General features: G+C 53.9%; 13 protein-coding genes and 1 tRNA gene. 7 read left to right on the top strand and 7 right to left on the bottom strand.

Going from position 1 to position 13,037, the window contains the following annotated elements:
• Positions 1-240: 240 nt before the first annotated feature.
• Positions 241-954, bottom strand: coding sequence for an SDR family NAD(P)-dependent oxidoreductase (locus tag ACL2XG_RS12400; RefSeq protein WP_413722068.1), 714 nt, complete (start codon positions 952-954; stop codon positions 241-243).
• Between the two features lie 589 nt (positions 955-1,543).
• A complete protein-coding gene (locus ACL2XG_RS12395; RefSeq protein ID WP_413722069.1) occupies positions 1,544-2,419 on the bottom strand; it encodes a LysR family transcriptional regulator in 876 nt (291 codons plus the stop codon).
• A 162-nt stretch (positions 2,420-2,581) separates the two neighbouring features.
• On the opposite strand from ACL2XG_RS12395, the gene ACL2XG_RS12390 reads away from it, so the two are divergent.
• The 3 genes from ACL2XG_RS12390 (at position 2,582) to ACL2XG_RS12380 (ending at position 4,694) form a co-directional block, all read left to right on the top strand.
• Positions 2,582-3,163, top strand: coding sequence for an isochorismatase family protein (locus tag ACL2XG_RS12390; RefSeq protein WP_413722070.1), 582 nt, complete (start codon positions 2,582-2,584; stop codon positions 3,161-3,163).
• 92 nt (positions 3,164-3,255) lie between these two features.
• On the top strand, positions 3,256-4,008 hold the full coding sequence (locus ACL2XG_RS12385) for a pirin family protein (protein WP_413722071.1): 753 nt from the start codon (positions 3,256-3,258) through the stop codon (positions 4,006-4,008).
• 518 nt (positions 4,009-4,526) lie between these two features.
• A complete protein-coding gene (locus tag ACL2XG_RS12380; protein ID WP_413722072.1) occupies positions 4,527-4,694 on the top strand; it encodes a hypothetical protein in 168 nt (55 codons plus the stop codon).
• Positions 4,695-4,942: 248 nt separating this feature from the next.
• On the opposite strand, the gene ACL2XG_RS12375 is transcribed toward ACL2XG_RS12380, so the two are convergent.
• From ACL2XG_RS12375 to aspA, 5 genes are all read right to left on the bottom strand, one after another.
• Positions 4,943-5,018, bottom strand: a tRNA-Phe gene (locus ACL2XG_RS12375).
• Between the two features lie 107 nt (positions 5,019-5,125).
• Entirely contained in the window at positions 5,126-5,701 is a 576-nt protein-coding gene (gene dicD / locus ACL2XG_RS12370) for a division control transcriptional repressor DicD (RefSeq protein WP_410012179.1), read from the bottom strand.
• 43 nt (positions 5,702-5,744) lie between these two features.
• Positions 5,745-7,472: a protein-disulfide reductase DsbD gene (locus ACL2XG_RS12365; protein WP_413722073.1), complete on the bottom strand. Its 1,728-nt coding sequence runs from the start codon at positions 7,470-7,472 to the stop codon at positions 5,745-5,747.
• Positions 7,448-7,756, bottom strand: coding sequence for a divalent cation tolerance protein CutA (cutA, locus tag ACL2XG_RS12360; RefSeq protein ID WP_410016632.1), 309 nt, complete (start codon positions 7,754-7,756; stop codon positions 7,448-7,450). The genes ACL2XG_RS12365 and cutA overlap by 25 nt, the downstream gene beginning before the upstream one ends.
• Positions 7,757-7,964: 208 nt before the next feature.
• Entirely contained in the window at positions 7,965-9,398 is a 1,434-nt protein-coding gene (gene aspA, locus ACL2XG_RS12355; RefSeq protein ID WP_410012177.1) for an aspartate ammonia-lyase, read from the bottom strand.
• 367 nt (positions 9,399-9,765) lie between these two features.
• On the opposite strand from aspA, the gene ACL2XG_RS12350 reads away from it, so the two are divergent.
• From ACL2XG_RS12350 to ACL2XG_RS12335, 4 genes are all read left to right on the top strand, one after another.
• A complete protein-coding gene (locus ACL2XG_RS12350; protein ID WP_410012176.1) occupies positions 9,766-10,242 on the top strand; it encodes an FxsA family protein in 477 nt (158 codons plus the stop codon).
• A 218-nt stretch (positions 10,243-10,460) separates the two neighbouring features.
• Positions 10,461-10,754, top strand: a complete 294-nt coding sequence (locus ACL2XG_RS12345) for a co-chaperone GroES (RefSeq protein WP_132925602.1) — start codon at positions 10,461-10,463, stop codon at positions 10,752-10,754.
• 45 nt (positions 10,755-10,799) lie between these two features.
• On the top strand, positions 10,800-12,449 hold the full coding sequence (gene groL, locus ACL2XG_RS12340; protein WP_410012175.1) for a chaperonin GroEL: 1,650 nt from the start codon (positions 10,800-10,802) through the stop codon (positions 12,447-12,449).
• A gap of 204 nt (positions 12,450-12,653) precedes the next feature.
• Positions 12,654-13,010 (top strand): DUF4156 domain-containing protein, encoded by a 357-nt coding sequence (locus ACL2XG_RS12335; RefSeq protein ID WP_410012174.1) that lies wholly within the window; start codon positions 12,654-12,656, stop codon positions 13,008-13,010.
• The last annotated feature ends 27 nt before the right edge of the window (positions 13,011-13,037 follow it).

Below are 13,037 nucleotides of genomic sequence, written 5' to 3'. Positions count from 1 at the left end.
GTTGTCAAGATCCGCAGGTTGACCCGTATTTTTGCTTGTAGATCATGAGAGTGGGTCGGTAGTACGGAAATAAGTCCGGTTCGTTCCTTCGGTTCGATTCCCCCTCAATATATATAAATCGTAATGACATTGGCGTTACGGGTTCTGTATAATTAATATCCATCTGGCCAGCCATTGTGCTGTTTAACAAAGCAGATGGGGTTTAGGCTTAGTAAGCAATCAATGCCAGGCGAGCTACGCTTACCACGTCTCGCGCCACGGCCTGACTTCCGTCTCAAAACTCCAACCTTTCCTGGGCTGAGTCGTCATAAAGTAGGCGGCCTCGGCTACTGCTTGCGGAGCAACAAATTCATCTTCAGGTCTGTCAGGCATGCTTTCACGTGTCTTAGGTAGATCAACAATACCGTCAATCACCACAACTGAAACATGAATGCCTTCTGGCCATAACTTACGTGCCATGGATTCAGCCAGACTATGCTGTGCTGCTTTAGCTGGCGCAAATGCCGCTGTATTAGCGCCGCCACGGCGGGATGCCGTCGCGCCAATGAAAACAATATCGCCCTTTTGATTAGCCTTCATTAGAGGAATAATTTGCTGCGCGCACAGCAACGCTCCATAGGCATTGACTCGCCATGCCGATTCAAACTGTTCCGGCGTGATGGATTCAACGTCGGCAAAAACACCGGAACCGGCGTTGAAGATTAACACTTCCGCATGCCCCAGCTCTTTATGAATGGCGCTAAATGCCGTAACTACAGATGTCTGGTCTCCTACATCACATGCATAGGCTTTGGCATTACTGATCTTATTCGCCAGTTCCTGAGTTTTTTCGAGGCTACGCGCTAGCAGGGCAACACTATATCCAGCGTCTGAAAAACGTTTTGCCAGAGCCTGTCCATTCCCGGCTCCTGCTCCGGCAATCACTGCGACTGGGCGGGCGTTCTTATCACTCATGGTTATTGCTCCATTGATAGTTGGCTATGGCTTACCTTTAAAATGCTAGAACATATTTTTATTTTTAGACGTTCATATTACGGAATTGTGTTTTCCATTTATGGAATAATAAAACCATCACTATATAAGATAGTATCTGCTCCGCAGCATTCCTGAATCTATTAGCCCGCTATGAAGGAAATATTAAAAATGAATCATTTGGGTCATTCATGTCAGTTTTTTGGCTGAATAAATTTTTTCATCAGGATGAACATTAACACCATGATAGTAGAAGATGACGTTTTAGGGTTGATTGTTGTGGCTTTTATAACCGGTTTTGTTGTGAACATTATTGGCCCCACAGTTTCTTATTTTAAACATGTGGGGGTAAGCGACTCTGGTTACGGCATGACTTATTGTGACTGCAGCCGTTCTGGTCGCTCTCTATCATCAGGAAATAGGACGGTTTTTCATTCCCTTAATTTTACTTGCCTTTATACTCATCTCAATTTCAAGACCTATCTCAGTTTCTGTTAAAAGTGACAGGTACTTTCTCTCATCTTAATTTTTACCGGGCGGCGTAAGATTGCAGCCCTAAATCATCCACCTTTCATTTTAAATGTTCACGTAGGTACTCGATAAATACCTGAACTTTGGCAGGTAACAAACGTGTTTCCGTCAATGCATAGATTGTCACCGCTTCAGCTTCATAGGGCGCTAATATCCTTGTTAAATCATTACGTTTAACATCGTCTGCAACGATGAGTTCTGGCAACACCGCTACCCCTATCCCCATCGTCGCCAGGCGGCGCATCATCCCGATGCTGTTCATCTGGAAACGCCCGGAAGTCCGAACACTCACCTTTTCCCCGCCATGATAGAGATGCCAGCTCGCGGTTTTTTCCGGGCGCATGACAAGGCATTCATGTTCAGACAGGGCTTGTGGTGTGTCAGGAGTGCCTTTTGCCGCAATATATTGTGGAGAAGCATAAACATAACGAGGTAATGCACCCAGTTTACGCGCTATTAGTCCTGAGTCGGGCAGCGCCCCCATCCGGATGGCGAGGTCGAAGGGTTCCGACACCAGATCGACATTTCGGGGAGTAAGGTCGAAATCAAAGCTGATGCCAGGATAACGCTCAGAGAACTGGCAGATGATCGGTGTCAGAACCACGATGGCAAAATCAGCCGGCAGTGAGATTCTTAGCAAACCTTCAGGATTGGCCAACATGGTACCCAGTTGTTCATGCGCAAGTCGGGCTTCATCCACAATACGTCGGCAGCGCTCATAATAAATCTGGCCCGCTTCAGTCAGTTCTATCTTGCGCGTTGTTCGATGTAACAACCGCAGGCCAATGGTCTTTTCCAGCTCCCCAATCTTGCGAGAAAGCGTAGAGTTTGGCATGCCTAACGACTCCGCCGCGCCGCGAAAGCTTTTAGCTTTAACGACTTCAACGAAGTAAGACATGTGATTCAGAAGCTCCATATGCATTGTTCCATCAGTGGAATGTTTAATTCTAATTTTAGCTATTTATTCCAAAAATTGGCAGCCTATAATTTAGTCATTCGCACCGAATTAACAAAATCCTTGCGATGTGGTAACAAATGCACCTGAATAAAAACATTATTAAACAATAGGATAATACTGATGAGCTTTGAAAGATTTACCGCTGACAATTCCGCCATGCTGTTGATTGATCATCAGGTTGGTACGATGGGCTGGGCAAAATCGATGCCTTTCGAAGAACTTAAACGTAATGCTCTGATGCTGGCAAAATCGGCTGCCATTCTGGATATGCCCGTCGTGTTGACCTCGAGCATGGAAGAATATGCGCAGGGGCCATTGCTTGAAGAACTGGAAACAATTATTCCAAAAGAATTCAAGGCGCGCATCAAACGCATGGGCATCGTCAACGCTATGGATGATGAGAAATTTGCCGCGGCGGTTAAGGCGACGGGAAGAAAGAAATTGATCATTGCTGGCGTCACTAATGATGTCTGCACCGTGTACCCAGCCCTAACGCTCGCCGCACAGGGTTTTGACATCCAGGTTGTTGCAGATGCAGGCGCATCTCCAACCAAAATGGCGGATGACATCGCGCTGCGCCGTATGGATAAGAACGGCATTACGCTTACCACCACTAATCAGCTCATTGCTGAGCTGGCTGGTAGCTGGGCCACGCCTGAAGGTGAAAAACTGGTTCAGGTCCTCATGGAGTCATTCCAGTAAGTTTGGGCGTGGACAATAAATTCAACTATTGCGATAGCAATTTAGCCTCGTTAACCACTTCCTGGCTGGTCGCGCCGTAATAAGGAATCATCATGGGCAATATGCAAAAAATTTTTCGTAGTAATAAACACCGTCATGGTTCAGGTGGTTTTGGTATCGAAATCCTCTGGCCGGGTATGGTGCAGCAATCTGATGATAGTGGTATTGGCGCCATAGGTCGTATTGACCATGCGAATATAAAGCCGGGTACAGTTATCTCTATGCATCCACATAAAGACGATGAAATCCTGACTTATGTGCGTAAAGGGGAAATGCTGCATCTCGACACCGTGGGTAATGAAGAAAAGATCTCAAATTCGCGTCTGATGCTGATGAATGCGGGCCATACTTTTCAACACGAAGAGCGCATCTTGGGTCAGCATGGCGATTCTATGCAGTGCCTGCAAATTTTTGTGCGCCCTGCTCAGAGCAATCTAAGGCCTCAGGTCCAGTTCCATGATTTTGGCACGCCGTACAGTGAACATGCCTGGAGATTGATCGCTGGGCCAGAAAATGCGCCATTGATCTTCCGGTCCCAAACCTGGTTGCAGGATGCTCGCCTGAGCCAGAATGAAGAGCTATCTTTGCCGAACATTCCCGTCCTTGGCGTTACGAGAATACTTTATGTTTTCGAGGGGCGAGCAAAAATTGGCGATATTGAACTCGAGAGTGGTGAAAGCGTCATCATCAGCGACAATGGGGCACATACTATAAAAGTGGAACAAAATACCGATCTGGTTTTATTTACCACTGATCCAGCCGCAAGGGTTTTCCGTGAAGGTATGTTCAGCGGCAATATCAGGTAAAAACCATTGAATTTGGCGAAACAATATAAGCCTGCCAAAATTAATGGGGTTGGCTTTTTCTAGGTCAGGTCAAATAGCATTGCACTATTTTTTTGAGAGTAGATGATGACATGACTTGCGTTCTGTCTTTAACCATCGTGCCCAGTATTTTCTCTCTGTTTCGCTGCAAGCAAGTTTTGCCGGAGCGGCGGGCATTTCTCTGCTTAACCTTGTAAACCCGTATATCCGCCAGCTCAGGATGCAGTAACAACAGAGTCAATTTGTCAGCCGCTCTGCCGAACCCAGTCTGGAGCGCTCTGCCTGACATCCGGACTTTATAACCTTAGGGAACGTTTCAATTTTCCAGCGATGCTGTACCTTTCCAGCTTTTCCGTGGCCTCAGCCAGACTTGTCATCGGCAGGTCCGTCGGTAACCCAGTATGGCCGGTAAGACCAACGCCGTTCAGTCCATCACCCCCTAGATGGACGATGCCCTCACATCTCATCTGCGGGCCAGTCTGACCGTGGATGACCGGCCCATGACCTCGCCTCGCTTTGAGCCCGATGCCCATCTGCTGTGCGGGTACGGCCAGGCGCTGGCGCGGTGGCTGGTGGAACGTAGATTATCGCCGGACTCGGACAAAAACGCCGGGAGCGTTTTTGCACAGCGCTTTAGCGCTGGCCCGCAGGGCGAGCCTCAGGGATGAGGCGAGTCATCGAACGCCGTTCGATGGAGAGTCTAGACGCCAGAAAGCAAAAAACCAGCTGCTAAGCTGGTTTAATCAAAAATGGTGCCCGGACTCGGACAAAAACGCCGGGAGCGTTTTTGCACAGCGCGTCAGCGCTGGCCCGCAGGGCGAGCCTCATGGATGAGGCGAGTCATCGAACGCCGTTCGATGGAGAGTCCAGACGCCAGAAAGCAAAAAACCAGCTGCTAAGCTGGTTTAATCAAAAATGGTGCCCGGACTCGGAATCGAACCAAGGACACGGGGATTTTCAATCCCCTGCTCTACCGACTGAGCTATCCGGGCAACGCGCCGCATTAAACCGTATTGACCGCTGTTCGTCAATGGATTTATCAAGGATTTATGCGTAACCCCACTCAATCGCTGACTTTTCAGGCAAAAGAGCGCGCAATTCAGCTCAACGCGCCGTTTTTACGGCACAGCGCCAGCCGCAGGATATCCTCCGCCAAACGGCGCGCCACGGCCACATCCTGCAGCTGATGCTTCACCAGCAGCTTGCTCAGGCAACCCTCCAGGATCAGTTCCATTTGCTGCGCCACCATGGTGGGATCGTCGGTTTCCAACTGGTCGAGCAGTTCGCGGGTGTAGGCGTAGGATGCCTGTTTTTGCCGTTCGGCCAACTGATGGATCGGATGGTCGGCGGCCGGATAAAAACTACAGGCGGCAACAAACAGGCAGCCGGGGTAACGCTGCTGGCGCACCTGCTCGTCCAGTACCTTATAGCGCGCCAGCAGCTTTTGCTGCGGGTCAAGGGTCGCATCCAGCAGCAGCTGGCTGCGCCAGCCGTCCACCTGCTCGCCGTGGTAGCGCAGGCAGTCCAGCAGCAGCGCCTCCCGGTCCGGCCAGTACTGCTCAAGCTCGGCGCGCGGAATCGCCAGGCCGTCGGCAAGCATCTCCAGTGAAACGAGGGTAAAACCTTTTTGTTCCAAAAGGTTCAACGCATAATCCAGTACCTGTTCGCGTTGCACGTATGCCTCCTAAAAGCTTGCGGTTGCCAGTCCCTAGTGTCGGTTATGGGGCGACTTTCTGCAAATGGCGCTGAAAGTCATCGGCATCCAGGAAGCCGGTTACCCTTGAGCCAGGAATTTCCCGTCCCTGGCGGTCGAAAAACAGGATGGTGGGCAGGCCCAACACCCGCAACTCCTTGAGCAGGGCCTGTTGCTCCGGCGAATTGGCCGTGACATCCGCCTGTAATAACGTCAGCTTGGCAAGCTGACGTTTCACCCCATCGGCGGGGAAGGTGTATTTTTCAAATTCTTTACAGGCGACGCACCAGTCCGCATACAAATCCAGCATCACCGGCCGGTCGGGCGAGGCGTTCAGCGCCTGGTTAATCTGCGCGCTGGTGGCGACGCGCCTGAAGACGGGCGCCGCGCCGTCAACGGCGGCATTCACGCCCGCCGTGGGCGAAAAGGCCCAGTCCTGCAGCGGCCGGGCCGCCACGACCATCAGCACCAGCAGGATAATGTGCAGCAGGCGGGCGCCGCGAAAACGGCCCTCCCGGGTGGCGAGCAGCGCCCAGGCAAAAAAAGCGACCGCCAGCCCGCTCCACAGCCGCAGTCCCCAGGTATCGCCAAACACGCGCTCCAGCAAGAACACCGGCAGCGCCAGGATAACAAAGCCCATGCCTTGTTTGACCTGTTGCATCCACGGGCCGCCGCGCGGCAGCAGGCGGTGGCCGAACACCGCCACCAGGATCAGCGGGATCCCCATGCCCAGGGCATACAGATAAAGCGTCACGCCGCCGACGGCCAGGTTACCGCTTTGAGCAATATACAGCAAAATAGCGCCGAGCGGCGCGGTGGTGCAGGGCGAGCAAAACAGCCCCGCCAGCGCGCCCATGATAAAGACGCCGGGCAAGGCGCCGCCCCGCTGCCGATTGCTCCAGAGCGTCAGGCGGGTTTGCAGCGCCACCGGCAGTTGCAGGGTAAATAACCCGAACATGGACAGCGCCAGGAGGATAAACAGCGCCGACAGGCCGATCAGCACCGCCGGCTGCTGCAACGCGGCCTGGAACCGCAGCCCGGCGGCGGCCACCGCCATGCCGAGCGCGGTATAGGTTATCGCCATGCCCTGCACATATACCCCGGCAAGCGCCAGTACCCGTCCGGTGCTGAGCCGCGCCGTACCGGCGCCGAGGATAATGCCGGAAATCAGCGGATACATGGGCAGCACGCAGGGCGTAAAGGCGATGCCGATACCGATAAGCAGCGCCCATAGCGGGGAGAAGGGCAGGGCGCCGGCGTCCGCCGGCCGGGACGGCGTTATCGCCGCCGGTGCGGAAGGGGCGCCGCTGCCGGCAACCGCCGATAACGGCACCACCCGGGTCTCGGGCGGATAGCAAAAACCGGCGTCGGCGCAGCCCTGGTAGGTAACCCGCACCGTCGCGCCGCCGGACGCGTCCAGCAGCGGCACGTTTAACCGCAGGCTGGTGCGGTAGATTTGCACGTCGCCGAAAAATTCATCGTGATGGTTCAGCCCTGTGGGCATGGCGGGGTCGCCCAGCCGGGCGCCGGCCGGTTCCAGCTTGATTTGTTGGCGGTAAAGATAATAACCGGGGCGGATCTGCCAGCTCAGCGCCAAATCGGCGCCCTGCTGGTGAAAATCAAAACTAAACGCCTGGTCGGCCGGCACAAAGGTCGTGGCCGGCGAATTGCCGAACAGCGCGGCGGCGGCGGGCGGCGGCAGGCCGATGCCCAGCCATGCCAGCAGGATCAGTGTAAGGACGCGTTGAGCCATGATAGATAATCTGGATCGCCACCCTGGACGGGTAATACCAGTAACTCCGGAGTTTGATAAGGATGGTGTTTTTTAATGCAGGCAATCAGTTCTTGCTGATGGCGGACATGGCTTTTTATCAGCATCTGCACTTCGTCTTCCTGTTCCAGCTTGCCTTCCCAGAAATAAAACGAGGTCGCCCCCGGCAGCAGCGTGACGCAACCGGCCAGCTTCGCGCCGAGCAGGGTGCCCGCCAGCGCCTGCGCGGTGGTTTTATCCGGGGCGGTGCAAAGGATGATGATGATGCCGTTTTCAGCGGCGCCGCATGCGGTGGAGCTGTTTTCAGATGTTTGGGTTTCAGTCGTGTCCGCGGCGCCGGGATCGGCTGCCGGGATACGTTTTCCTGCCGGGAATTTTGCTGCCATGACAACCTCGCGGTATAGCGCCGACCGGCAGTATAACCCGGCCGGCGCTACGGCGACAGCAATGAAAAACGCAAGAGGCTACCCGCGGCTACTCGTTGTCATCGGTATAGCGTACGGCTTTATAGGTCGGATGCATCAGGTTTTCCAGCGAAAAGATGTCATCCAGCTCGGCCGGCGTCAGCAACCCGCGCTCCAGCACCACCTCACGCACGCTTTTACCGGTTTCGGCACAGATTTTACCGACGATATCGCCGTTATGGTGGCCGATAAACGGGTTGAGGTAGGTGATGATGCCGATGGAGTTGAACACATAAGCTTCGCATACCGCCCGATTGGCGGTAATGCCGTTAATGCATTTATCCAGCAGGTTAAAGCAGGCGTTGGTCAGGATATGTACCGATTCAAACATCGCCTGCCCGATAACCGGCTCCATCACGTTCAGCTGCAACTGACCGGCTTCGGCCGCCATGGTAATGCAGGTATCGTTGCCGATAACCTTGAAGCACACCTGGTTGACCACCTCCGGCACCACCGGATTGACCTTGGCCGGCATGATGGACGAGCCCGCCTGCAACTGCGGCAGGTTGATTTCGTTAAGACCGGTGCGCGGACCGGAGGACAACAGCCTGAGATCGTTACAGATTTTGGAAAGTTTTACCGCCAGGCGCTTTAACGCGCTGTGCACCATGACATAAGCGCCGCAGTCGGAGGTCGCCTCGATAAGATCTTCCGCCGGCAGCAAGGGCAGGTTGCTGATTTCCGCCAGTTTCTGCACCGCCAGCGCCTGGTAGCCGTCGGGCGTGTTCAGCCGGGTGCCGATGGCGGTGGCGCCCAGGTTCACTTCCAACAGCAGCTCGGCGGTGCGCAGCAGGTTTTTATTTTCTTCTTTCAGCAGCACGGTAAAGGCATGGAATTCCTGGCCGAGGGTCATCGGCACGGCATCCTGCAGCTGGGTGCGGCCCATTTTCAGGATAGTGGCGAATTCCTGCGCCTTGCGCTCGAACCCTTCTCCCAGCTGGCCCACCGCCTCGACCAGCTTGAGGATGGAAATATAGACCGCGATACGGAAGCCGGTAGGGTAGACATCGTTGGTCGACTGGCATTTATTCAGGTGATCGTTGGGGTTAAGGTATTGGTATTCCCCCTTTTGATGGCCCATCAGCTCCAGGCCGAGATTCGCCAGCACCTCATTGGTATTCATGTTTACCGACGTGCCGGCGCCGCCCTGGAAAACGTCGATGGGGAACTGATCCAGGCAGCGGCCTTTATCCAGTACTTCGTCACAGGCGGCGACTATCGTATCGGCAATGGCGCGCGGCAGGGTATGCAGCTCCTTGTTGGCCAGCGCGGCCGCCTTTTTCACCATCACCATGCCGCGAACGAATTCGGGAATGTCGCTGATTTTGGTGTTGCTGATATAGAAGTTTTCAATGGCGCGCAGCGTGTGGATGCCATAATAAGCTTCAGAAGGAACTTCACGTGTTCCCAACAGGTCTTCTTCTATACGAATGGTATTCGCCATGGGTACTTCCTTAATAAGCGATGTTTTTAACGATTGACGCTGGATAATTTCAGATTAATTTTATTATCCAGCGCGTTGCACTGACAATGCACTTGTGCTCATCATTATATGCTGCTTAAACACTGACACTATTAAGTTGATCACGATTATCTAACAGAATTATTTTAATGGCTTGCCATTCGTCTGGCCTGGGTGCCGGCAGGGCGCGCGGCAAGTCCGCGTGATGTAAAGTGCGGTAAATAACCCGCGCCGACACCCGCGCTTCAGGATACCATAACCACAGGCACGTTTTTGTCATCAGCCCGCCGCCGTCCGCCAGCATCCAATGAGGCGCCCGCGCCGGGCCAGTCAACCCAAGGAGAATTCGGTGCGTTGGATACCCTTATTACTGATATTTCTCGTGGCCTATATAGAGATCACGATTTTTATACAAGTCGCGCATGTCATCGGCGTGCTTTTTACGCTGCTGCTGATTGTGCTGACCTCGTTTATCGGCGTGTCGCTGGTGCGTACCCAGGGGCTGAAGATCCTGGGCCAGATGCAGATCAAGATGGCCAACGGCGAAAGCCCGGCCGCTGAAATGATCAAAAGCGTCTCCATCCTGCTGGCGGGATTTCTGCTGCTGTTGCCCGGTTTTTTTACCGATTTTCTCGGCCTGTTGCTGTTGCTGCCGCCGGTGCAGAATTCACTGACCCTGAAACTGCTGCCCCACCTGCGGTTCCAGCGCGGCGCGGCCGGCGGTTTTGCCTCCCATGATGCGGGCGGCGATACCTTCGAGGGCGAGTACAAACGTAAGGATATTCCGCGCGACGCCATCGAACACCGGCCCGAAGATGATAAATAGATGTTAATTTTTTTGGCGCAGGCTGCTTTTTAACGCAATGAAAATACTGAGGTTTTATTTACGGCGGCTAAAAAACAGCCGCTCAGACAAAAAAATTCTTTTTTTTCCCCTTGAAGCGTAACCGAACGCCCCCATCTTAATCACCACGAGGCAGGGCATGAAGGCATGCCCGGCATTCATCCCGAAACAGATACGGACTTTCTTAAGGAGAGCTTTCAATGAAAATTCGTCCATTACATGATCGCGTTATCGTCAAGCGTAAAGAAGTTGAATCAAAATCGGCTGGCGGCATCGTTCTGACCGGTTCCGCGGCGGGTAAATCCACCCGTGGCGAAGTACTGGCAATCGGCCATGGCCGCATCCTCGAAAACGGTGAAATCAAAGCACTGGATGTGAAAGTCGGCGATATCGTGATTTTCAACGACGGCTATGGCGTGAAAGTAGAAAAGATCGATAACGAAGAAGTCTTGATCATGTCCGAAAGCGACATTCTGGCCATCGTCGAGGCGTAATTCTCGCGTAATCATCTGAACTGAACGAATTTAAGGGAAATTCAAATGGCAGCTAAAGACGTAAAATTCGGTAACGAAGCCCGCATCAAAATGCTGCGCGGCGTGAACATTCTGGCAGACGCGGTCAAAGTCACCCTGGGTCCCAAGGGCCGCAACGTGGTGCTGGACAAATCCTTCGGCGCGCCTGTCATCACGAAAGATGGCGTGTCCGTGGCGCGTGAAGTCGAACTGGAAGACAAGTTCGAGAACATGGGCGCCCAGATGTTGAAAGAAGTTGCCTCCAAAGCGAATGACGCTGCGGGCGACGGCACCACCACCGCCACCGTTCTGGCTCAATCCATCGTCAATGAAGGTCTGAAAGCCGTTGCCGCTGGCATGAACCCGATGGACCTGAAACGGGGTATCGACAAAGCGGTTATCGCCGCCGTCGAAGAATTGAAAAAACTGTCCGTACCTTGCTCTGACTCCAAAGCCATCGCCCAGGTAGGCACCATCTCCGCCAACTCCGACGAAACCGTGGGTAAACTTATCGCTGAAGCCATGGCGAAAGTAGGCAAAGAAGGCGTTATCACCGTTGAAGAAGGCTCAGGCCTGCAGGACGAGCTGGACGTGGTTGAAGGTATGCAGTTCGACCGTGGCTACCTCTCCCCTTATTTCATCAACAAACCGGAAACCGGCGCTATCGAACTCGAAAGCCCGTTCATCCTGTTGGCTGATAAAAAAATCTCCAATATCCGCGAAATGCTGCCGGTACTGGAAGCCGTTGCCAAAGCCGGCAAACCGCTGCTGATCATCGCTGAAGACGTTGAGGGCGAAGCCCTGGCGACCCTGGTGGTCAACACCATGCGCGGCATCGTTAAAGTTGCGGCTGTCAAAGCCCCGGGCTTCGGCGACCGTCGTAAAGCCATGCTGCAGGACATCGCCGTCCTGACCGCCGGTACCGTGATTTCTGAAGAAATCGGCCTGGAACTGGAAAAAGCCACCCTGGAAGATATGGGCCAGGCGAAACGTGTCGTCATCACCAAAGACACCACCACCATCATCGACGGTATCGGCGATAAAGCCGTCATCGAAAGCCGGGTTGCCCAAATCAACCAGCAGCGTGACGACGCCACGTCCGACTACGATCGTGAAAAACTGCAGGAACGTGTTGCTAAACTTGCCGGCGGTGTTGCCGTGATTAAAGTGGGCGCCGCGACTGAAGTTGAAATGAAAGAGAAAAAAGCCCGCGTGGAAGATGCCCTGCATGCGACCCGTGCGGCCGTGGAAGAAGGCGTGGTTGCCGGCGGCGGCGTAGCGCTGATTCGCGTAGCCAACAGCATCACCGATCTGCGTGGCGACAATGAAGACCAGAATGTCGGCATCAAGATTGCCCGTCGCGCCATGGAAGCGCCTTTGCGCCAAATCGTGGCCAACGCCGGTGAAGAACCGTCCGTGATTGCCAACAACGTTAAAGCCAGCAACGGTAACATGGGCTATAACGCGGCAACCGAAGAATACGGCAACATGATCGAAATGGGTATCCTGGATCCAACCAAGGTAACCCGTTCCGCGCTGCAGTATGCGGCCTCCATTGCCAGTCTGATGATCACCACCGAATGTATGATCACCGATCTGCCGCGTGAAGACAAAGCAGATCTGGGTGGCGCCGGTGGCGGCATGGGCGGTATGGGCGGCATGGGCGGCATGATGTAATGCCCCTGTTGCGCTGATAGCGTTAAAAACCCCGGCTTGCCGGGGTTTTTTTTGGCAAAAAATTATCAACCGGACCGTTTTTAAGGTATAAACAGGTAGCGGTATGGGCAGGGTAAACAGCGGTTTATGCGCTGACGGTTGCCCAAGGGAAAATATGGCGCACAGCAAAATTTTTGCCGGACATATCACTATTCGAGGATAACGATGCGAATCAAATTTTTACTCTGTCTTGGTGCGGGCACTTTATTATTAGCGGGATGTGCCACTACTAATGAACTGTCCGCCGCGGGGCAGTCGGTGAAGTTCACCGAAGACCAGCCGGGCAGTAATTGCCAGGCGCTGGGCACGGTTACCGGCACGCAAAGCAACTGGTTGTCGGGGCAGGGCGGCGAAGGCAGCTCCATGCGCGGCGCGGCCAACGATCTGCGCAATAAAGCGGCGGCCATGGGCGGCAACGTTATTTATAAGGCCGCCAGCCCGGTCGGCTTTACGGAAACCTATCTCTCGAGTTTTGCCCCGCTGGACAGCAAGATCCAGGGCCAGGTCTATAAATGCCCGTAGCCGCTGGCTTCCTGATGCCGCCCGGCG

Origin of the sequence: Sodalis sp. RH24 (assembly GCF_047324145.1) — a bacterium.
Lineage (GTDB): Bacteria > Pseudomonadota > Gammaproteobacteria > Enterobacterales > Enterobacteriaceae > Acerihabitans.
The sequence above is the reverse complement of the archived record's forward strand: the minus strand, read 5'-3'. Positions and strand labels throughout refer to the sequence as shown.

What these genes read in the sequence shown, in the direction of transcription:
- ACL2XG_RS12400 (WP_413722068.1), bottom strand. Translation starts at nt 954, where the DNA reads ATGAGTGATAAGAACGCCCGCCCAGTCGCAGTGATTGCCGGAGCAGGA.
- ACL2XG_RS12395 (WP_413722069.1), bottom strand. Translation starts at nt 2,419, where the DNA reads ATGGAGCTTCTGAATCACATGTCTTACTTCGTTGAAGTCGTTAAAGCT.
- ACL2XG_RS12390 (WP_413722070.1), top strand. Translation starts at nt 2,582, where the DNA reads ATGAGCTTTGAAAGATTTACCGCTGACAATTCCGCCATGCTGTTGATT.
- ACL2XG_RS12385 (WP_413722071.1), top strand. Translation starts at nt 3,256, where the DNA reads ATGGGCAATATGCAAAAAATTTTTCGTAGTAATAAACACCGTCATGGT.
- ACL2XG_RS12380 (WP_413722072.1), top strand. Translation starts at nt 4,527, where the DNA reads ATGACCTCGCCTCGCTTTGAGCCCGATGCCCATCTGCTGTGCGGGTAC.
- ACL2XG_RS12365 (WP_413722073.1), bottom strand. Translation starts at nt 7,472, where the DNA reads ATGGCTCAACGCGTCCTTACACTGATCCTGCTGGCATGGCTGGGCATC.
- aspA (WP_410012177.1), bottom strand. Translation starts at nt 9,398, where the DNA reads ATGGCGAATACCATTCGTATAGAAGAAGACCTGTTGGGAACACGTGAA.
- ACL2XG_RS12345 (WP_132925602.1), top strand. Translation starts at nt 10,461, where the DNA reads ATGAAAATTCGTCCATTACATGATCGCGTTATCGTCAAGCGTAAAGAA.
- groL (WP_410012175.1), top strand. Translation starts at nt 10,800, where the DNA reads ATGGCAGCTAAAGACGTAAAATTCGGTAACGAAGCCCGCATCAAAATG.
- ACL2XG_RS12335 (WP_410012174.1), top strand. Translation starts at nt 12,654, where the DNA reads ATGCGAATCAAATTTTTACTCTGTCTTGGTGCGGGCACTTTATTATTA.